Source organism: Actinomadura fibrosa, assembly GCF_900659615.1.
Classification (GTDB): Bacteria; Actinomycetota; Actinomycetes; order Streptosporangiales; family Streptosporangiaceae; genus Spirillospora; species Spirillospora fibrosa.
Genome location: NZ_CAACUY010000064.1, coordinates 1 through 19,320, shown reverse-complemented (window position 1 = coordinate 19,320; position 19,320 = coordinate 1). Strand labels below are relative to the sequence as shown.

The 19,320-nt window shown below is 73.9% G+C and carries 16 protein-coding genes and 1 pseudogene; 6 read left to right on the top strand and 11 right to left on the bottom strand.

What is annotated here, in order from left to right; genetic code table 11:
• Positions 1–41 precede the first annotated feature (41 nt).
• On the bottom strand, positions 42–683 hold the full coding sequence (locus E1300_RS22145) for an NAD(P)-dependent oxidoreductase (protein ID WP_131758950.1): 642 nt from the start codon (positions 681–683) through the stop codon (positions 42–44).
• Between the two features lie 76 nt (positions 684–759).
• Between E1300_RS22145 and E1300_RS22140 the strand changes: the two genes are divergently transcribed.
• Complete coding sequence (locus E1300_RS22140; protein ID WP_131758949.1) at positions 760–1,335, top strand: TetR/AcrR family transcriptional regulator; 576 nt, start codon at positions 760–762, stop codon at positions 1,333–1,335.
• Here E1300_RS22140 and codA read toward each other — a convergent pair.
• A complete protein-coding gene (codA, locus tag E1300_RS22135; RefSeq protein WP_131758948.1) occupies positions 1,332–2,639 on the bottom strand; it encodes a cytosine deaminase in 1,308 nt (435 codons plus the stop codon). The two genes, E1300_RS22140 and codA, sit on opposite strands and share 4 nt — an antisense overlap.
• A 219-nt stretch (positions 2,640–2,858) precedes the next feature.
• On the opposite strand from codA, the gene E1300_RS22130 reads away from it, so the two are divergent.
• Positions 2,859–3,206, top strand: a complete 348-nt coding sequence (locus E1300_RS22130; protein WP_131758947.1) for a sensor histidine kinase family protein — start codon at positions 2,859–2,861, stop codon at positions 3,204–3,206.
• Positions 3,207–3,222: 16 nt separating this feature from the next.
• On the opposite strand, the gene E1300_RS22125 is transcribed toward E1300_RS22130, so the two are convergent.
• From E1300_RS22125 to E1300_RS22115, 3 genes are all read right to left on the bottom strand, one after another.
• On the bottom strand, positions 3,223–4,635 hold the full coding sequence (locus E1300_RS22125) for an acyl-CoA synthetase (protein WP_131758946.1): 1,413 nt from the start codon (positions 4,633–4,635) through the stop codon (positions 3,223–3,225).
• Between the two features lie 110 nt (positions 4,636–4,745).
• Complete coding sequence (locus E1300_RS22120) at positions 4,746–6,683, bottom strand: hydantoinase B/oxoprolinase family protein (RefSeq protein WP_242619316.1); 1,938 nt, start codon at positions 6,681–6,683, stop codon at positions 4,746–4,748.
• Positions 6,680–8,716, bottom strand: coding sequence for a hydantoinase/oxoprolinase family protein (locus E1300_RS22115; RefSeq protein WP_131758945.1), 2,037 nt, complete (start codon positions 8,714–8,716; stop codon positions 6,680–6,682). The genes E1300_RS22120 and E1300_RS22115 overlap by 4 nt, the downstream gene beginning before the upstream one ends.
• 137 nt (positions 8,717–8,853) lie before the next feature.
• Here E1300_RS22115 and E1300_RS22110 point away from each other — a divergent pair, with 137 nt between their 5' ends.
• The 3 genes and pseudogenes from E1300_RS22110 to E1300_RS22100 all read left to right on the top strand — a co-directional run bounded on the left by E1300_RS22110 (position 8,854) and on the right by E1300_RS22100 (position 11,286).
• Positions 8,854–9,228, top strand: coding sequence for an FKBP-type peptidyl-prolyl cis-trans isomerase (locus E1300_RS22110; RefSeq protein WP_131758944.1), 375 nt, complete (start codon positions 8,854–8,856; stop codon positions 9,226–9,228).
• A gap of 106 nt (positions 9,229–9,334) precedes the next feature.
• Positions 9,335–10,234: pseudogene (locus E1300_RS22105) on the top strand (ABC transporter ATP-binding protein); the annotation flags it as partial.
• 242 nt (positions 10,235–10,476) lie between these two features.
• The gene (locus tag E1300_RS22100; protein WP_131758942.1) at positions 10,477–11,286 is read left to right on the top strand and encodes an ABC transporter permease; all 810 of its coding nucleotides are present in this window, start codon (positions 10,477–10,479) and stop codon (positions 11,284–11,286) included.
• A gap of 43 nt (positions 11,287–11,329) precedes the next feature.
• Here E1300_RS22100 and E1300_RS22095 read toward each other — a convergent pair whose 3' ends face one another.
• Positions 11,330–12,013 (bottom strand): SRPBCC family protein, encoded by a 684-nt coding sequence (locus E1300_RS22095; protein WP_131758941.1) that lies wholly within the window; start codon positions 12,011–12,013, stop codon positions 11,330–11,332.
• A gap of 202 nt (positions 12,014–12,215) precedes the next feature.
• Here E1300_RS22095 and E1300_RS22090 point away from each other — a divergent pair, with 202 nt between their 5' ends.
• Positions 12,216–13,058, top strand: a complete 843-nt coding sequence (locus E1300_RS22090) for a polysaccharide deacetylase family protein (protein ID WP_131758940.1) — start codon at positions 12,216–12,218, stop codon at positions 13,056–13,058.
• Positions 13,059–13,172: 114 nt separating this feature from the next.
• Here E1300_RS22090 and cutA read toward each other — a convergent pair whose 3' ends face one another.
• From cutA to E1300_RS22065, 5 genes are all read right to left on the bottom strand, one after another.
• Positions 13,173–15,569, bottom strand: a complete 2,397-nt coding sequence (gene cutA / locus E1300_RS22085; protein WP_131758939.1) for an aerobic carbon-monoxide dehydrogenase large subunit — start codon at positions 15,567–15,569, stop codon at positions 13,173–13,175.
• Positions 15,569–16,063 (bottom strand): (2Fe-2S)-binding protein, encoded by a 495-nt coding sequence (locus E1300_RS22080; RefSeq protein WP_131758938.1) that lies wholly within the window; start codon positions 16,061–16,063, stop codon positions 15,569–15,571. The genes cutA and E1300_RS22080 overlap by 1 nt, the downstream gene beginning before the upstream one ends.
• Before the next feature lie 18 nt (positions 16,064–16,081).
• Complete coding sequence (locus E1300_RS22075; protein WP_131758937.1) at positions 16,082–16,945, bottom strand: FAD binding domain-containing protein; 864 nt, start codon at positions 16,943–16,945, stop codon at positions 16,082–16,084.
• A 12-nt stretch (positions 16,946–16,957) separates the two neighbouring features.
• Positions 16,958–18,415 (bottom strand): uracil-xanthine permease family protein, encoded by a 1,458-nt coding sequence (locus tag E1300_RS22070; RefSeq protein ID WP_131758936.1) that lies wholly within the window; start codon positions 18,413–18,415, stop codon positions 16,958–16,960.
• Between the two features lie 244 nt (positions 18,416–18,659).
• Positions 18,660–19,320, bottom strand: a 661-nt coding sequence (locus E1300_RS22065; protein ID WP_131758935.1) for a PucR family transcriptional regulator, incomplete at its 5' end; no start/stop codon positions are given.

Genomic DNA, 19,320 nt, shown 5'->3' with positions numbered 1-19,320 from the left:
TATCGCAGTGCCTCCCCGGCGCGCCGACCGCCGAGGGCACTTCAAGCCGACACCGTGATCGTGTGGCCGATGGTGGTGGCGTCGGCGGCGAAGTCGAGGAGGGCCTGGGCCACGTCGGCGCGGCGGATGCTGAAGCCGCCCGTCACGCCGCGGTCGACGGCCTTGCGGTAGCGGCCCTTGCCGGGGCCGTCGAGGAGGCGCGGCGGCCGGACGATCGTCCAGGCGAGGCCGGAGCCGCGGACCTCGCGCTCGGCCGCGCGCATGTCGGCGAACGCGTGCCTGAGCAGCGGTCCGATGATCAGCGGCTTGACGACGAAGCGGGTGAGCGGGTCGTCGCCGCGCTCGGCGGCGAGCCCGGACGCGCTGACCATGAGGAACCGCTCGGCGCCCGCGGCGCGCATGGCGGTGGCGATGGCGGCCGCGCTGCGGGCGCAGACGGTGGTCGGGGCGCGGCCCTCGCGGCTGCCCACGGCGCTGATCACCGCGTCGGCGCCCTTCACCGCCTCCTCGATCGCGGCCGGGTCCATGATGTCGGCCTGGACGACGTCGCAGCGCTCGCGCAGCTCCGCCGGTAGTCCGTCCGGGTTGCGGACGACGGCGGTGACGTCGTGCCCGGCGTCCACGGCCAGGCGGACGGTCTGCACGCCGACGCCGCCGGTCGCGCCGAAGACCGTGATCCTCATGTGCCCTCCTCAGGGTGAGTGAATGTTTACTCACCCCTAGACTGGTTAGCGTTCACTCACCTGTCAAGGGGGCTCATTGGGCGCGCGGGACCGGATCCTGGACGCGGCGGCGGAGATCATGCGCGAGCGGGGGGTGGCCCGCGCGACGACCAAGGAGATCGCGAAGGCCGCCGGCTACTCGGAGGCGCTGCTGTACAAGCACTTCCGCGACAAGGAGGAGCTGATGCTCCACGTGCTGCGCGAGCGCATGCCCGCCTTCACCGCGGTCGGCGTCCCCGGCGAGGGCACCGTGGAGTCCACGCTCGTGGCGATCGTCCACGGCGGGCTCGCCTTCTACCGGCGCGCGTTCCCGATGATGGCGTCGATGGTGGCGCAGCCCCGGCTCATGGCGGTGACCCGGGAGTCGCTGCGCAGGTACGGCGCGGGCCCGCAGGAGCCGGTGCGGGCGCTCGCCGCCTACCTGGAGGCCGAGCGCGACCTTGACCGGGTCGCGGCGGACGCCGACGTCGCCTCCGTCGCGGCGCTGCTCATGGGCGCCTGCTTCCAGCAGGGCTTCCTGCACTACTTCGCCGAGGGAACGGACGGCCCCGACCTCCCGGAGTCCGCCGCCGCCGACCTGGTCCGCCCCGTCCTGCCCGCGCTGCTTCCCTAGGCGTCGCTCGGCCGCCCGCGGTCGCGGTCCCTCCTGAAGTCGATGTCTTCTGGGGATTCGCCGGGCCAGGTAAGGCGGGTCGTGGACGGGGGCGTCTCGGCGACGAGGCGGCCGTGCGCGATGACGTGGGACGGGCGGGTCTGGCGGCGGACGGCGTCGTAGGGCGAGGAGGCGGGCAGCACCACGAGGCTCGCCGGGCGGCCCGGCTCGACGCCGTACCGGTCGCCGAGGCCGAGTACCCGGGCGGCGCGCCCGGTGACCATGGCGAACGCCTCGTCGATCTCGGCGGTGCCGGTGAGCTGCGCGGCGGCGACGCCGACCAGCGCGACCTGGAGGGAGGACGCGGTGCCGAGCGGGAACCAGGGGTCCATGACGTCGTCGTGCCCGAAGGCGACGTTCACGCCCGCGCCGAGCATCTCCTTGACCTGGGTGAGCCCGCGCCGCCTGGGGTAGCCGTCGAACCGGCCCTGGAGGCACAGGTTGGCGAGCGGGTTGCAGACGAGGTTGATCCCGGAGCGGGCCAGGATCCGCTGGAGCTTGTAGGAGTAGGCGCCGTTGTAGGAGCCCATCGCGGTCGTGTGGGACGCGGTCGCGCGGTCGCGGAGGCCGCCGCGCCGGGCGAGCGTGGCGAGCACCTCGACGAAGCGGGACTGCTCGTCGTCGATCTCGTCGCAGTGCGCGTCCAGCAGCAGCCCGTACCGCCGCGCGACGTCGAAGGCGATCTCCAGGCTGCGGACGCCGTCCTCGCGGGTGTCCTCGAAGTGCGGGATGGCGCCGATCGCGTCCACGCCGCGCCGGGCCGCCTCCTCCAGCAGCTCCGGCCCGTCGTCGAACGAGCAGATGCCCTCCTGCGGGAACGCCACGAGCTGGAGGCCGATCACGTCGGCGACCCGGTCGCGGACCTCCAGCATGGCGTCCAGCGCGACGAGGCCCGGGTCGGTGACGTCCACGTGGCTGCGGACGTGCAGGACGCCGTTGGCCGCGTACCAGCGCAGCACCTCCGTCGCGCGGGAGATCACGTCCTCGCGGGTGAGCGACGCCTTGCGCTCGCTCCAGACCGCGATGCCCTCCCACAGCGACCCGGACGCGTTCCAGCGCGGCTCCCCGGCGGTCAGTGCGGTGTCGAGGTGGACGTGGGGCTCGACGAACGGCGGGCTCACCAGGCCGCCCCGGGCGTCCACGAGCGTCTCCCCCGCCAGTTCACCGGCGGGCGCGATCCGTCCGAAGCGGTCGCCGTCGATCTCGATGTCGTGCAGGCCGTCGCGCCCGGCGAGGCGGGCGTTCGCGACGAGGGTTCGGTTCACGCGGGGCTCCTTCCGGCGGCGGACGGGAGGTGATGGAGGCCGCCGGCGCCACGACGATACTGGTCAGCGCGCCGCGGGCCGGCGCGTTAGCCCGCGACGATCTCGGGTACTCGCCGACGTGGACGGCCGCCGACGCGCGAGGACTCCGCGTCGCCCCCGGCACCACCAGGTGGCGGGGGCGCCCTCGAAGGGACGGCGGCGGGGAAGGAACCGGTGACGATGGAGGTACCCGAGCCGCCGCCGGGCACGCCGGTGCTGGAGGTCGGCGACGACCTGCCCGCCGTGTGGGGGTTCGTCGCGGCGCAGGCCGCCCGGCACGGCGTCCTCGGCAACCGGGCCGCGCTGATGGTCGTCGCGGCGGGCGACGTCGCCGCGGCGCTGGCGCGGCAGGGGTCCGGCGACCACGCGACCGTGGGCGTGTGGCCCCAGCGGCAGGCGCTGGTCTGCGCGTTCCGGGCGCCCGAGGGCAGCCCCGCGCCGCCCGGCCCGGCGCCGCGCCTGCGCGACCGCGTCGAGGTGAGCTCCGCCGGGTCGGTGACCGCGATCCGCGTGCCGCTCATCCCCTGACGCGCGCCGGACGACGCTAGGGTGCCGTCGCCTCGCCGAGGCGGGTCTTGACGACCTTGCCCATCGCGTTGCGCGGCAGCGACTCCACCAGGTGGACCGTGCGTGGGCGCTTGTGCGCCGACAGGCGCTCGGCCACGAAGTCGATGAGCTGCCGCTCGGCGACGCCGTCGGCCACCACGAACGCCGTGACCTGCTCCCCCAGGTCCTCGTGCGGGGTGCCGACGACGGCCGCCTCCCGGACGCCCGGATGCGCGAGCAGGGCGTTCTCGACCTCGCCCGCGCCGATCCGGTAGCCGCCGCTCTTGATCAGGTCGGTGGAGGCGCGGCCGACGATGCGGTGCCAGCCGTCCGGTCCGACGGCGGCGATGTCCCCGGTGCGGAACCAGCCGTCCTCGGCGAACGCCTTCGCGGTGGCCTCCGGCCGGTTGAGGTAGCCCTGGAACAGCATCGGCGCGCGGACGTGCAGCTCACCCGGCGTCTCCCCGTCGGCCGGGACCGGCGTGCCGTCCTCGGCGACCAGCCGCGTCTCGACGCCGGGCAGCGGCGTGCCGACGTATCCGGGACGGCGGTCCCCGGCGGCGCGGGCGCTCACGGTGATCAGCGTCTCGGTCATGCCGTAGCGCTCGACCGGCCGGTGCCCGGTGAGGGCGGCGAGCCGCTCGAACACCGGCACGGGCAGCGGCGCGCTCCCGGAGACGAGCAGCCGCGCCCGGCGCAGCGCCTCCGCCGCGGACGGGTCCGCCGCCGTCCTCGACCACACGGTCGGGACGCCGAAGAACAGCGAGCCGCCGTCGTCGCGCGCCGCCGCCGCGTACAACTCCGGCCTGGGCCGCCCGGTGTGGACGAGCGGCGACCCGACCCGCAGCGGCCCGAGGACGCCGAGGATCAGGCCGTGCACGTGGAACAGCGGCAGGCCGTGGACGAGGACGTCGTCCGGCGTCCACTCCCAGGCCTCGGCGAGCGCGTCCAGGCCCGCGGCGATCGCGTCCCGCGAGATCAGCACGCCCTTGGGCGCGCCGGTCGTCCCGCTCGTGTAGAGGATCATCGCGGTGGCGCCGGGCCGCGGCTCCGCCGGGCTCGCGGACGCGCCGCCGGGCAGGTCGTCCACCGGGACCAGGGGCGGGCCGCCGTCCCCGAGGGACTCCGCGGCGCCGCGCGCGGCCAGCAGCAGGCCCGCGCCCGAGTCGCCGAGGATGTGCGCGCGCTCGTCCGGGCCCGAGTCGGGCGGGACGGGCACCACGGGAACGCCCGCGACGATCCCGCCGAGCACCGCCGCGACCGTCTCCAGGCTCGCCGTGGCGTGCACGGCGACGGCGTCCGCGCCGGCGATCTCGGCGGCGACGGCCGACGCGCGGCCGAGCAGCTCGTCCCGTGCCAGCTCGCGGCCGGCGATCCGCACGGGCCCGCCCGCCGTGCCGAACAGCTCCATCGTTGGCCCCTCTCCCGATCCCGCGCCCCGGACACCCGGAAGTATGCCGCCCGTGTCGCCTCCGGCCCCGCCCGCCCCGCTGCGGGCATCCGCTCGGGCAGATGGCGTCGTTACTCCGCCGAGCCGGGATCCATGGAGTCGACGTCCGCTGAGGTGCGGCCTCCGGACAGTTTCGGGTAACCGGGGCCGCGGTCGAAGAACGGCGCGGGCCCGCGCTCGGCACGCAGGCGCGCGCGCAGCTCGGCGGTGGCCTCCGCGTCCACCGCCCCATCCCTCAGGACGACGCCGTAGTCGTCCAGCGCGCCCTGTACGGACACCTTCCCGTCCTCGACGTCCTGCGCCACGCGGGACGGGTCGCGGTCCAGGGGGTCGCCCCAGCCGCCACCGCCCGTCGTCCGGATGCGGATGACCTGCCCGGCGCGGACGGGATGGTCGTCTACCAGGCCGTCCATCTCCTCACCGTCGATGTCGACGCGGAAGGGACGTCCGGCGCGCCCCCCGTTGACGCCCCAGCAGGACAGGATCGACCGGTCGGCGATGGACATGAAGTGGGCGTCTCGGAGCATCCGCAAGTGCTTGTCATAGCCGAGCCCGCCGCGGTACTCCCCCGGCCCGCCGGAGTCGACGGCAAGGCCCAGGCGCTCGACGATGAACGGCCAGCGGGCCTCGGCGAACTCGACCGGGATGTTGCGCGAGTCGGGGACGACGTGGATCGTGTCCTCGCCGTCGGCGTAGTAGCGGCCGCCGGAGCCACCGCCGAGGACCTCCCGCATGAGGTAGGGGCCGCGGTCGTCCTCCCCGTACACGCCGGTGTAGCGGATGGTCTCCTGGTCGGCGGGCATCCGGCCGCCGGTGGCCTTGGCGAGGACCCCGGCGAGGACGCCGAGCAGCCGCAGGATCACGAACGTGCGGGCGTTGGTCGGCGCCGGGAAGACGGGCGTGAGCAGCGTGCCCTTCTCCGGGAACCGCATCTCGACCAGCGGCACGACGCCCTCGTTGACGTCGAGCTCGGCGGCGCGCTCCGGCGTGTCGGCCAGGTTGCGCAGCACCGGCGCCAGCCACTTCTTCAGGAAGACGCCGTCCGCGTAGTCGCCCGCGTGGTTGATCGGCCCCTTCGCCTGCGGGGACGTCCCGGTGAAGTCGATCACGAGCGGGACGTCCGCGGCCTTGTCCACGGTCAGCGTGATCCGCTGGGCGTGCAGCCGGGGCGGGTCGACGCCGTCGTGCTCGGCGTAGTCCTCCCAGACGAACGTCCCGTCCGGGATCTTGGCGATCAGCTCGCGGCGGAACGTCGCGGTCGTCCGGTCGAGGATCGCGTCGAAGCACGCCTCCACGGCGGGACGGCCGTAGCGGCCGAACAGCTCGCCGAGCCGCCGCGCGCCCATCAGGCACGCCGAGCACTCGGCGTCGAGGTCGCCCGCGAGCGAGTCGGGCATCCGCGAGTTCCGGGTCATGATCCGCAGCGCCGCCTCGTTCGGGACGCCGCGGTCCCACAGCCTGATCGGGGGGACCATCAGGCCCTCCTCGAACGCGCTGCGCGCGTGGCTCGGCATCGAGCCGGGCACCGCGCCGCCGATGTCGTCGTGGTGGCCGAACGCCTGGACGAACGCGACGACCTCCCCCGCGTGGAACACCGGCACCGTCACGCACAGGTCGGGCAGATGCCCGATACCGCCCTCCGACAGGTACACGTCGTTGTGGAAGAACACGTCGCCCTCCCGCATCTCCTCCAGCGGGAAGTCGCGGGCGACCGGATGCACCAGCGCCGAGTACGAGCGGCCCGTCAGCTTGCGGAGCCGCCGGTCGTGGATGCCCGCCCGGAAGTCGTGCGCGTCCCGGATCATCGGGGAGCGGGCGGTCCGCGCGATGGCCGTCTCCACCTCGCGCTCCACCGACGCGAGCGTTCCCTCGACGATCTCCAGCAGGACGGGGTCCGGCATCGCCGCGCCGCCGCCCGCCGCAGGATCCCGCGCGAAGTCCGCCGCGTCGCCGCCCGCCGCAGGACCCCGCGTGGAGTCCGCCGCGCTGCCGCCCGCCGTCTCGGTCATCGGGTCACCACCAGGTTGCCGTAGCCGTCCAAGCGCGCCCGGAAGCCGGGGTGCAGCGGCAGCGTGGAGCCGAACTCCTCGATCACGGCCGGACCGTCCACGACGTCACCGGGCGCCAGCCTCTCCCGCCGGTAGACGGTCGCGTCCTCCCACGCGTCGAAGTAGACCCGCCGCGTCCCGGTCCGGGCGCGGGACGGGTCGCCGTCGCCGGGCGGCCGCTCGCGCAGCCGGGGCCGGGTGATCGGGCCGATGCCCGACACCCGCAGGTTCACCCACTCGACCGGATGCTGCCCGCCACCGTCGCGGTGGCAGTACCCGTACAGCGCCTCGTGCGCGTCGTGGAAGCGCCGCACGACCTCCGCGCGGAACGCCTCGTCCGGCGGGCCGGTCGGCGCGGGAACCCGCACCTCGAACGCCTGACCGTGATACCGCAGATCCGCGGACCGGACATAGCGACCTTCGCCGAAGCCCTCCCGTTGCAGGGCCTCCGCCGCCTCCCGCTCCAGCTCGCCGAACACCTCGCCGAGCAGCGTCGGATCCAGCTCGGTGTCGCGGACGACCCGGGTCCGGACGTGGTCGTTCCGCACGTCCACGGTGAGCAGCCCGAATGCCGACAGATTGCCGGGATTCTCCGGGATCACGGCGGCGGGCGAGCCGAGCACGTCCAGCAGCCGGCACGCCAGCAGCGGACCCGAACCGCCGAACGCGACGAGCGGATAATCGCGGACGTCCAGGCCCCGCTTCACCGTGATCTGCCGGATCGCGTTCGCCTGGTTCCACGCCGAGATCTCCAGGACGCCCGCCGCGGCCCGCTCGACCCCGAGCCCGAGCTCCGCCGCGAGCGCCTCCACGCCCGCGCGCGCCGCCGCCACGTCCAGGGGCACCTCGCCGCCGAGCAGGTGCGGCGGGATCCGGCCGAGGACGGCGTGCGCGTCCGTCACCGTGACCTCCGTGCCGCCGCGCCCGTAGCACAGCGGCCCCGGATCGGCGCCCGCGCTGCGCGGCCCCACCTTCAGCGCGCCCTCTGGCGCCCGCCACGCGACCGAGCCGCCGCCCGCCCCCACCGTCACGATGTCGATCATCGGGATCTTGACGGGATGGCGGCCGACCGCGCCCTCCGTCGTGAGCGTCGGCTCCCCGTCCACGACGACGGCGACGTCCGTGGACGTCCCGCCGCCGTCCAGCGTCACCACCGACCCGTGGCCGCTGTGCGCGACGACGAACGCCGCGCCGAGCGCCCCCGCCGCCGGGCCGGACAGCACCGTCGTGATCGGGCGCCGGGCCACCTCGTCCGCCGACAGCACGCCGCCGTTGCTGTTCATCACCAGCGGACGCGCCGCCGCCCCCGCCGCGATCCGCGCGAGGTAGCCGCCCATCGCGGGCTTCACCGCCGCGTCCACCAGCGTCGTCACCGCCCGCTCGTACTCCCGGTACTCCCGCAGCACCTCGCACGACAGCGACACCACCGCGTCCGGATGCTCGCGGCGCAACACGTCCCGCATCGCGAGCTCGTGCGCCGGGTTCGCGTAGGAATGCAGGAAGCACACCCCGATCGCGCGGACCCCCGCGTCCCGGAGCCGGCGCGCCGCCGCCACCGCCGACCCCTCGTCGAACGGCCGCAGCTCCGCCCCGGTGTGGTCGAGCCGCCCGCCGACCTCCCGCACCCGCCCCGGCGGGACGATCCGCGGCGGCTTCACCCAGAAGTAGCTGTTGCCGTACCCGTCCGGGACGCTCTGCCGCGCGATCTCCAGCAGCGCCCCGAACCCCTCGGTCGTCACGAACCCGAGGTCGTCGATCCGGTCCTCCAGCAGCCGGTTCGTCGCGACCGTCGTGCCGTGGCAGAGCGCCGCGACGTCCTCCCGCGCCGCGCCCGCCAGCCGCAGCGCCTTCGCCGCGCCCGCCGCGAACCCCGCCGCCGGATCGGCGGGCGTCGAGGGCGTCTTCGTCGTGACGACCTCGCCGGTGTCCTCGTCCAGCGCGACGACGTCGGTGAACGTCCCGCCCGTGTCGATCCCGATCCGCAGCCGCGCCATGCCCAAGGGTCTACCGGACCCCGCCCACCTGCGAAACCGTCGCAATGTGCCAACGGGACGGTCGTTCTTTCGTGGCCGGGCGTGCCGTTAGGCTGAGCGGCGTCCGCACGACCGACGACGACCGCTGGAGCCCGTCCATGGCGCTTGAACGCCCCGAGATCGACTTCCCCGAGGGCCGGCCGCCCGAGTACCTCGACATCACCGACATCACCGAGGGCGAGGGCCAGGAGGCCACCAAGGGCTCGAAGGTGTCGATGCACTACGTCGGCGTCTCCTGGTCCACCGGCGAGGAGTTCGACGCCTCCTGGAACCGCGGCGGCACCTTCGACTTCCAGCTCGGCGCCGGACGCGTCATCAAGGGCTGGGACATGGGCATCGTCGGGATGAAGGTCGGCGGCCGCCGCAAGCTCGTCATCCCGCCGCACCTCGCCTACGGCGACCGCAGCCCGAGCCCCGCCATCAAGCCCGGCGAGACGCTCATCTTCGTCGTGGACCTCGTCTCGGTGAACTGACCGCGCCGCGGGGACGCCTCAACGGCGGGCAATCCGCGGGTGAAACTTCACCCCGGATGCCCGCCGCCGCCGTTTCCGGACGCGGGCCGTCCGGTATCAGCAGCACATGATCGAGGCGCGCGGGCTGACCAAGCGGTACGGGGGCAAGACCGCCGTCGACCATGCCGACTTCACCGTCCTGCCCGGCCGCGTCACCGGCTTCCTCGGCCCGAACGGCGCCGGCAAGTCGACCACGATGCGCATGGTCCTCGGCCTCGACCGTCCCACCGCGGGCCAGGTCACCGTCAACGGCCGCCCCTACCGCTCGCTCGCCGCGCCGCTCCGCGAGGTCGGCGCGCTCCTGGACGCCAAGGCCGTCCACGGCGGCCGCAGCGCCCGCAACCACCTGCTCGTCCTCGCCAAGAGCAACGGCATCCCGAAACGGCGCGTGGACGAGATGCTCGACCTCGTCGGCCTGCGGAGCGTCGCGAAGAAGCCGTTCCGCGGGTTCTCGCTCGGCATGGGCCAGCGGCTCGGCATCGCCGCGGCCCTCCTCGGCGACCCGGGCGTGCTGATGTTCGACGAGCCCGTCAACGGCCTCGACCCCGAAGGCATCCTGTGGATCCGCACGCTGATGCGGGGCCTCGCCCGGGAGGGCCGGACCGTCTTCGTCTCCAGCCACCTCATGTCGGAGATGGCGCTCACCGCCGACCACCTGGTCGTCATCGGCCGCGGCCGCATCCTCGCCGACACCGGCACGCGCGAGTTCATCGACGCGAACGCCACCAGCCACGTCCTGGTCCGGTCACCGCAGCTCGCCGAGCTGGCACGGCACCTCACCGCCCGCGGGCACCGCGTCGAGGGCGACCCCGCCGGCGGCCTGCGCGTGACCGGCGTCCCCGCCGCGGACATCGGCGACATCGCCGCCGACAACGGCCTGCGGCTGCACGAGCTCGCGACCGTCCAGCCGTCCCTGGAGGAGGCGTTCATGCGCCTGACCGGCGACACCGTCGAATACCACGCCGCCACCCCGCAACCGTCTCCCCCGCAGACCCCGCCTGCGCAGGACCCGCCCACACTCCCGCAGGCCCCGCCGCAGGACCCGCCCACACTCCCGCAAGGCCCGCCACCCGCACCTCCGCAGGCGCCGCCTCCCTCCCCCGTCCCGGTATCCGACGCCGGCGGCACCCCCACCCCACCGGACGGCGTCCCGATCACACCGCAAAACGGCCCCACCCAGACCACAGGCAACCCGGGTTGGGGACTCACATGAGCGACGCGACAGCAGCGAAGCCCGCCAAACGGATGCGGTTCGCCAACGTCCTCTCCGCCGAGTGGACGAAGATCCTGACAGTCAAGTCGACGTTCTGGACGCTCTTCGCCGGCGCGGTCGTCCTCATCGGGTTCTCCGCGCTGTGGGCGCTCGCGTTCAGCGCGTCCTTCGACGACATGAGCTCGAACGACCGGGCCACGTTCACGCCGATGCTGCCGATCCAGGCCGCCTTCTACTTCGCCATGGTCATCTTCGGCGCGCTGGGCGTGCTGGTCATCACCGCCGAGTACGCGTCCGGGATGATCCGCACGACGCTGACCGCGGTCCCGCGCCGCGTGACCTACCTCGCCGCGAAGACGGTCGTGCTCGGCGTGGTCGTCCTGCTCGTCGGCCTCGCCGTCTCGTTCGCGTCCTTCTACGCGAGCCAGCTCATCCTGGCCACGAAGGGCCTGGACGGCTCGCTCGGCGACCGGGGCGTCCTCCGCGCGGTCATCGGCGGCGGCGTCTACCTGGCGCTCATCGCGATCCTGGCACTCGCCGTCGGAACGCTGCTGCGCCACACGGCCGGCTCCATCGTGGTCGTGTTCGTCCTGATGTTCGTACTCGGCATCGTAGGCGGCTTCCTACCCGGCTCCTGGGGCGACACGGTCAACAAGTACCTGCCGTCCAACGCGGGCAGCGCGATCCTCTCCCCCACCCGCCAACAAGGCGAACTAGCCCCCTGGACAGGCCTAGCCCTATTCGCCGCCTACACGCTAGTCCTACTAGCCGCAGCCCTAGTCCTCTTCAAACGCCGCGACGCCTAACCACACTCCGGACGCGAGTTGGGCGGTAGGTGGTGGGGGGTGATCAGCGGTGGGGGCGGCGGGATAGGGCGTGGCCTATGGCTACGCCTGCTAGGGCTACCGCGCCTCCGGCTAGGAATGCGGCCATCTGCCATGTCGCCGGGTCGCGGTGTGACGCGGGCACGATCCGTCCCATGAAGCCGCCGGGGGCCGGGGGCGGCGCCGCGAGGGGGCGGGTGAGGTGGGCGGGTGGTTCCACTCCGGCCCCGTTTTCCGACGCCGGTGGCTCGTTGGCGTCTGGGGTTATCGGGGTTACGGTCAGGTCGCGTTCTACGGCGGCGAAGAACTGGCCGGCCGTGCGGCGGGCGACGCTGCCTAGGACGCGTTGGCCGACGCCGCCGATCATGCCGCCGACCACCGCGTCGGCGTCGTAGTCGACGCGGGTGGCGCCGTCGCCGTCCGACAGGCGGACGCGGACGGTCGCGTCGACCGTGCCCGGTGCGCCCTGGCCGCGGGCTCGGAGTGTGAACGCGTGCGGCGGGTCCGGGTCGGTCAGTTCGACGCTGCCCACGTAGGTGCCCGTGATGGACGCGACGCCCGCCGAGACGGTCATGCGGTAGGCGTCCGGGCCCGTCTCCTCCAGCGACTGGCAGCCGGGGATCGTCCGGGCCAGGACGGCCGGGTCCTGGAGCGCGTCCCAGACGCGGGCGAGCGGCGCGGCGACGGTGGCACTGCCGGTGACCTGCATGCACCGACTGTAGGGAATCGCCGCCGTCCGCCGAACGGCAACATGTGCCGAGTACACGCCGAGGATTGGGCAGATACGGCGCGGCGGCGCCGGGCATGGCCAGAATGTCCGGGGAGTCCCGCCTCTTCCGCGAACCCCCGACGGCTCCGGTGCGTCAACCGAGGCGGGACCCCGACCCCCCGAAGAACGGAGAACGCGGCTGATGCGAGGGAAGACGCCCGTGATCGCCATGGTGGCCGCCGGAGTGCTCGGCGTGGCCGCGGGCGGCTGGCCCGTCCTGCGGGCCCAGGCGGGCGACGGCGGACCGTCGACGCGGACGCAGCTCAGCGCCGCGCTCGCCGACCAGACGTGGGCGAAGCCGAAGCCCGGCTCCTGGACGATGCCGCAGCCGTCCAAGGACGGGCTGCCGCCCGTGATCAACCACATCGACACCCAGGACCGCGTCGTCTTCCTGACCATCGACGACGGCTACACCTACGACGCCGAGTTCGTGAACCTGGTGCGCAAGGAGCGCGTGCCGATCCTGACGTTCCTGACGTCGACGTACATCAAGGGCGAGGGCCAGTACTTCTGGGCGATGCGCAACGCCGGGTCGCAGATGGAGAACCACACCGTCACCCACCCGAACATGGCGACGCTGCCTCCCGAGGCGCAGAAGAAGCAGATCTGCGACGCCTCCGAGGCGATCACCCAGCAGTACGGGCGCCGGCCGCAGGTGTTCCGGCCGCCGTTCGGCAGCTTCAACGAGACCACGCGCAAGGTCGCGCGGGAGTGCGGCATCAAGTCGATCATGCTGTGGTCGGCGGAGTTCTACAACGGCACGTCCGGGCCCGGGGTCGGCTTCAACGGCTTCGCCCGCGGGGACGGCGGCAAGGGCTTCAAGCCCGGCGACATCATCCTCATGCACTACCGCAAGGGGCTCGCCCAGCAGTTCCAGATGATCCTCGGCTGGATCCGCCAGCAGGGGTTCCGGCCCGCCGCCGTGGAGAACTACCTGCCCGTCTCGCTCGGCGGAAACGCCCCCACCGCGCCCGCGGGCGGCTGAAACACCAGCTATCCGGACGTATCCCGGTTGCCCCGTGCGACCGGACACGCCCGCATTATCGTCGGAGCGCTGGCGGGGTTGAGGTCCCCCGCTCCCCGAGCAGCCCCGCCAGCATCACTCGGTTCGCAGCGCCGGGTCGTGTTCGGCTCGGCGGCGGAGGGTGTACAGGGCGTCCGGTGACAGGGGCATCGCGTCCACGCGGAGGCCCTCCGCGTCCTCGACCGCGGACGCGATGACGGCCGACACCGGGATCACGCCCGCCTCGCCCGCGCCCTTGATGCCCAGCGGGTTCAGCGGCGACGGCGTTTCCAGGTGGTCGGTCTCGATCTTCGGGATCTCCGTCGCGTACGGCATCAGGAAGTCCATGAAGGACGCGTTCAGCAGCTGTCCTGACGCGTCGTACACCATCCGCTCGTAGAGTGCGCCGCCCACGCCCTGCGCGACGCCGCCGTGGATCTGGCCCTCCACCACCATCGGGTTGATGAGCCGCCCGCAGTCGTGGACGACCCCGTACCGCAGGATCGTGATTTCGGCCGTTTCCGGGTCGACTTCGACGATCGCGGCGTGCGCGCCTGCTGCGAACGTCGAGCGGACTGGTGAGTAGTAGTCGCGTCCTTCCAGGCCCGGTTCGTCGCCCGGTGCCACGGGTGCTTCCTCGGACGGGCGGCCCACCGCGAATTGCGTCGCCGCTGCCGCCTCCTCGTCGAACGCGTACCGCAGAGGGTTCGACAGCACCGCGACGGTGCGCAGCGGCACCGCGGACGTCGCGTCCCCGCGGACGTGCACGACGCCGTCGGTGATCTCCAGGTCGGACGGGTCGGCTTCGAGGGCCTCGCCGGCGATGCGCAGCGCCTTCGCGCGCACCTTGCGGCAGGCGAGCGCGATCGCGTTGCCGCTCATCACGGCGGCCCGCGACGCGAACGTGCCGACCGCGTAGCCGAAGCGGCGCGTGTCGCCGGTCGTGACGCGGACGTCGCCGAGGGGGACACCGAGCTCCGCGGCGGCGATCTGCGCGAAGGCGGTCTCGTGGCCCTGGCCCTGCGAGGTGAGGCCGGTCGAGACGTGCACGCGTCCCGCCGTGTCGATCTCGACGTGGCCGCCCTCGTACGGGCCGACGCCCGTCCCCTCGACGTAGATGCCGAGTCCGATGCCGATGCGGCGGCCGTCGGACGCGGCGGCGGCGCGCTCGGCCTCGAAGCCGTCCCAGCCGATGAGGTCGCGGGCCTTGCGGAGCAGTTCGGGGTAGTCGCCCGAGTCGTAGATCAGCGGACGGCCGTCCTGGAACGTCAGGCCCTGGTCGTAGGGGAACTCGTCGGGCTGGATGAGGTTGGCGGCGCGCACGCCGGCGCGGTCGAGGCCGAGGTGGCGGGCGACGCGGTCCATGGTCCGCTCCATGCAGAACACGCCCTGCGGGCGGCCCGCGCCGCGGTACGGGGTGACGATCACCGTGTTGGTGTAGAGGCTCGTGACCTCGGCCCGGTACGCGCCGATCTTGTAGGGGCCGAGCAGCTGGGTGGACGTGACGATCGGGATGATGATCCCGTACGGGGTGTAGGCGCCGTGGTCGTGGAGGATCCGCACGTCCAGGCCGAGGATCCGCCCGGCGTCGTCGAACCCGACGCGCACGTCCTGGAGCTGGCCACGCTCGTGGGCGGCGGCGACGAAGTGCTCGCGGCGGTCCTCGGTCCACTTGAGCTCGCGGTCCAGGAGGCGCGCGGCCCACGGGACGAGGACCTCCTCCGGCCACGGGTGGACGATCTTGACGCCGAAGCCGCCGCCGACGTCCGGGGCGACGACCTCGACCTTGCCGTTCGGCAGCCCGAGCCGCGCGGCGATCGCGGCGCGCACGCTGGTGGACGCCTGGGTCGAGGAGTAGACGCGCAGTGAGCCGTCGTCGGCGTCCCAGCGCGCGTAGACGCCGCGGCCTTCGAGGGGCATGGACGCGCTGCGCTCGATCGCGAGCCGGAACTCTAGGACGTGCGGCGCGGCGGCGATCGCGGCGGCGGCGTCGCCGTTCTCCTGGCGCAGGACGGCGGCGACGTTGCCCGGCACGTCGTCGTGGACGAGGCGGTCGGCGCGGGCGGCGTTCTCGATGCCGACGACGGCGGGCAGCGGCTCGTAGTCCACGCGGATCCGCTCGGCGGCGTCCTCGGCGAGGTAGCGGTCGCGGGCGACGACCATCGCGACGGGCTCCCCGACGTGCCGGACGGTGTCGCGGGCGAGCGGGTACCCGGTGCGGCCGTGGGTGAGGGTGGGGTGCGGGATGAGCAGCGGCAGCGGCTCGCCGACGCGGCCGGGCAGGTCCTCCCAGGTGTAGACGGCGACGAGGCCGTCGATGTCGAGCGCTCCGGACACGTCGATGTCGAGGATCCGCGCGTGCGCGTGCGGGGAGCGGACGAACGCGGCGGCGAGGGCGTTCTGTCCGAGGTCGTCCAGGAATCGGCCCTGGCCGGTGACGAGCCGGGCGTCCTCGCGGCGCTGGACGGGCTCGCCGAACACGCGCGTCCCCATCAGGCCCCGCCTTCCCGCTCGGACAGCAGCTCGGCGGCGCGGTGCACCGATCTCACGATGTTCTGGTAGCCGGTGCAGCGGCACAGGTTCCCGGCGATGCCGTCCAGGACCTGCTCCTCGGTGGGACGGGGCGTGTCGCGCAGCAGTGCCGTGACCGTGCAGAGGAACCCGGGCGTGCAGAAGCCGCACTGGAGGCCGTGGCATTCGCGGAACGCGCGCTGCACCGGCGACGGCGTGCCGTCCGGGGCGGCGAGGCCCTCCACGGTGGTGATCTCGTGGCCGGCGGCGGTGACGGCGAGCATCAGGCACGAGCGCACCGGCGCGCCGTCCAGCAGGACCGTGCAGCACCCGCAGACGCCGTGCTCGCAGCCGACGTGGGTGCCGGTGAGGCCGAGGTCGTGGCGGAGCAGATCGGACAGCAGCCGCCGGGCGGGCGCGCGGGCGGTGCGGTGCGTCCCATTGACGGTCAGCACGATCTCGTGGGTCTCCTCCATGGGTCCGCGCCCTCCCTTTCAGTCCCGTGCCCGGCGGAGCGCGTCCGCGGCGGCGGCGCGCAGCGCCCGTTCGGTCAGGACGCCGGTCAGGTGCCGCCGGTAGTCGGCGCTCGCGTGGATGTCGGCGTCGGGGTCGATCCGCGCGCGGACGTGCGCGGCGGCCGCCGGCCAGTCGCCCGCCGATCCGGCGGCGGCGGTGAGGTCGAGGACGAGCGGCGTCGCGGCGATGCCGAGGTGGCCGGTGCGGGCGGCGGTGACGCGCAGGTCCTCGCCGAGCGTGACGACGGCGGCGACGCCGGTGAGGGCGTAGTCGCCGTGCCGCCGGGCCGACTCGGCGAACGCGCTGCCGGTGCGGGGCGGGGCGGCGGGGAAGAACGCCGACACGGCGATCTCGCCGGGGCCGAGCGCGCATTCGAGGGGGCCGCGGAAGAAGTCGTCCGCGGGGATCGTGCGGCGGCCCTCGGGCGAGGCGGCCTCGACCGTGCCGCCGAGGACGGCGAGGACGGCGGGCAGCTCGGCGGCGGGGTCGGCGTGCGCGAGGCTCCCGACGACGGTGCCGCGGTTGCGGATCGCGGGGTGCGCGACGTGGCGCAGCGCGCGGCGCAGCAGCGGCTGGACGGCGGCGGCCTCGGCGGAGCGCTCCACCCGGGCGTGCCGGGCGAGCGCGCCGACCCGCACGCCGCCGTCGCCGGTGCGGAGGGTGTCCAGCTCGGCGGCGCGGTTGATGTCGATGAGCGCGGGCGGCGCGGCGAGCCGCATGGACAGCAGCGGGATGAGGCTCTGCCCGCCGGCGAGGACCTTCCCGCCGGGCGCGGCGGCGAGCGCGGCCAGTGCCTCGTCGAGGGTGCGGGGGGCGGCGTAGCCGAAGGGGGGCGGTTTCACGCGCGCCGCCGTTCAGCCGGCGCTGGACGTGGGCGGGCGGACCGGGCCGCCGATCTCCCTCTCCTCGGGCGCGATGACGCCGCCGCCGGTGTCGGGGCCGCGGGCGCCGCGCGCGACGGCGTTCAGCGCGTGGTAGCCGACGAGGACGGCGATGGTGCCGAGCGCGATACCCTGGAGCGGGAAGTCGTCGGTGATGTCGAGCGTGACGTTCCCGATCGCCAGGATGATCGCGGCGGCGACGGGGACGAGGTTGACGGGGTCGCCGAAGTCGACCCGGTTCTCGATCCAGATCTTGGCGCCGAGCAGGCCGATCATCCCGTACAGCACGACGGTGATGCCGCCGAGCACGCCGCCCGGCGTCGCGGCGACGAGCGCGCCGAACTTCGGGCAGAGCCCGAACAGGATCGCCACGGCCGCGGCGACGTAGTAGGCGGCGGTCGAGTAGATGCGGGTGGCGGCCATGACGCCGATGTTCTCGGCGTAGGTGGTGGTGGGCGAGCCGCCGACCGCGGTGGCGAGGGCGGTGCCGATGCCGTCGGCGGCGACGGCGCGGCCGAGGACGGGGTCGAGGTCGTCGCCGGTCATCGCCGCGACGGCCTTGACGTGCCCGGTGTTCTCGGCGATCAGCGCGATGACCGGCGGCAGCGCCAGCAGGATCGCGGACGTCTTGAAGTCCGGGGCGTGCAGGCTCGGGAAGCCGAACCAGTCGGCCGCGTCCACGCCGCTGAAGCTGAGCCGCTCGTGCGGGAAGGCCGTCGCGACGCAGTACGGGCCCTCGGCGGCGCACGGCTTGCCCGCCGCGTCCAGGAGGTGCTGGCCGGGGAGCACGGACGTGATGTCGCCGGACGTGCGGTCGAGGACCCACGACAGCGCGAACCCGAACACGAGCGCGAGCAGGATCGCGATGCGGGACCAGAACCCGCGGAGCAGGACGGTGCAGAGCACCGCGAAGCAGAGCGTGGCGAGGGCGACCCACTGGTCCTGCGGCCAGTAGACGGTCGCGACCACCGGCGCCAGGTTGAACCCGATGAGCATGACGACGGCGCCTGTCACCACCGGCGGGAACACCCGGTGGACGACCTCGCCGCCGAGGAAGTGGATGACGAGCCCGACGGCCAGCAGGACGAGCCCCGCGACGAGGATCGCGCCGGTCACGGTGGCGCTGTCGCCGCCCGCGGCGCGGATCGCCGCGACGGCGCCGACGAACGAGGCGCTGGTGCCGAGGTAGCTCGGCACCCGGCCGCCGACGATCAGCAGGAACAGGATCGTCGCGACCCCGGACATCATGATCGACAGGTTGGGGTCCAGGCCCATCACGACCGGGAACACGAACGTGGCGCCGAACATGGCGACCACGTGCTGGGCGCCGATCCCGGCGGTGCGCGGCCACGTGAGCCGCTCGTCCGGCCTGACGACCTCGCCGGGCGGCGGCGTCCGGCCGTCGCCGTGCAGCTTCCAGCCGATGGACATCGGGCCTCCTGCTCCTGCGGTCCCTGCGGGCACGGTCCCCGCATGGTCGCGGCTCTGTCAGGGCATGGTCACGGGGCGCGTCCGTGCCCTGGCGCGCTCATGCGGGCAAGGTAGATCTACCCAGGTGGGCGGGCATCGGCGACATCTGCCAAAGCCCGGGCCCGCGATTGGGAGGACCGCCCGCGCGGGCCCTCCGGTCACCCGCGGAGATCGTACGGGCGCCGCCGCTCCGGCGCCAGTACGCTCAGATGCCGCGCATGCGCAGCACGTGAAGGGCCAGCGTGAGGTTGAGGCGCAGGTGCGCGTCCTCGGTGAAGGTCCCGAGCATGCGCTCCAGCTTCCCGATGCGGTAGCGCAGCGTGTTGTAGTGGAAGTGCAGCCTGCGGGCGGTCTCGGCGACGTTCAGGTTCGTCTCCAGCAGCACCTGGAGGGTGCGCCGCAGGTCCACGAGCTCGGGCTCGTCGTCGGCCGCGAGGTCGCCGAGGGTCTCCCGGACGAACGCGTGCAGCTCCGCCGGGTCCGACACGAGGCTGAGCAGCCGGTACACGCCGAGCTGGTCGAAGTGCGCGCGGGCGCCGGCGCCGTGCAGCTGGCGCCCCACCCGCACGGCCTTGACGGCCTGCTCGTACGCCTCCGGCAGCGCGGCCGGGGACGTCACCGTGCGGCTGATCCCGGTGGAGAACGTCCGCCGCACCGGCTGGTGCTCGGCGAACACCGCCGCCGCCTCCTTGACCATCGCCTGGACCGGTCCCGCCGACAGCTCGGCGAGGTCGTCGCCGTCCGCGCCCACGACCGCCACGACCTCGTGCGCGAAGCTCGCCACGGCCGCGCCCCGGTCAGCAGCCGGACGGAACCGGCGGACCAGTCGATCCGCGACGACGGCGCGTCCACGTGCAGGGTCGCGG

What these genes read in the sequence shown, in the direction of transcription:
- E1300_RS22110 (WP_131758944.1), top strand. Translation starts at nt 8,854, where the DNA reads ATGGCGCTTGAACGCCCCGAGATCGACTTCCCCGAGGGCCGGCCGCCC.
- cutA (WP_131758939.1), bottom strand. Translation starts at nt 15,569, where the DNA reads ATGGGGACGCGCGTGTTCGGCGAGCCCGTCCAGCGCCGCGAGGACGCC.
- E1300_RS22090 (WP_131758940.1), top strand. Translation starts at nt 12,216, where the DNA reads ATGCGAGGGAAGACGCCCGTGATCGCCATGGTGGCCGCCGGAGTGCTC.
- E1300_RS22070 (WP_131758936.1), bottom strand. Translation starts at nt 18,415, where the DNA reads ATGTCCATCGGCTGGAAGCTGCACGGCGACGGCCGGACGCCGCCGCCC.
- E1300_RS22130 (WP_131758947.1), top strand. Translation starts at nt 2,859, where the DNA reads ATGGAGGTACCCGAGCCGCCGCCGGGCACGCCGGTGCTGGAGGTCGGC.
- E1300_RS22080 (WP_131758938.1), bottom strand. Translation starts at nt 16,063, where the DNA reads ATGGAGGAGACCCACGAGATCGTGCTGACCGTCAATGGGACGCACCGC.
- E1300_RS22125 (WP_131758946.1), bottom strand. Translation starts at nt 4,635, where the DNA reads ATGGAGCTGTTCGGCACGGCGGGCGGGCCCGTGCGGATCGCCGGCCGC.
- E1300_RS22100 (WP_131758942.1), top strand. Translation starts at nt 10,477, where the DNA reads ATGAGCGACGCGACAGCAGCGAAGCCCGCCAAACGGATGCGGTTCGCC.
- E1300_RS22115 (WP_131758945.1), bottom strand. Translation starts at nt 8,716, where the DNA reads ATGGCGCGGCTGCGGATCGGGATCGACACGGGCGGGACGTTCACCGAC.
- E1300_RS22095 (WP_131758941.1), bottom strand. Translation starts at nt 12,013, where the DNA reads ATGCAGGTCACCGGCAGTGCCACCGTCGCCGCGCCGCTCGCCCGCGTC.
- E1300_RS22145 (WP_131758950.1), bottom strand. Translation starts at nt 683, where the DNA reads ATGAGGATCACGGTCTTCGGCGCGACCGGCGGCGTCGGCGTGCAGACC.
- E1300_RS22120 (WP_242619316.1), bottom strand. Translation starts at nt 6,683, where the DNA reads ATGACCGAGACGGCGGGCGGCAGCGCGGCGGACTCCACGCGGGGTCCT.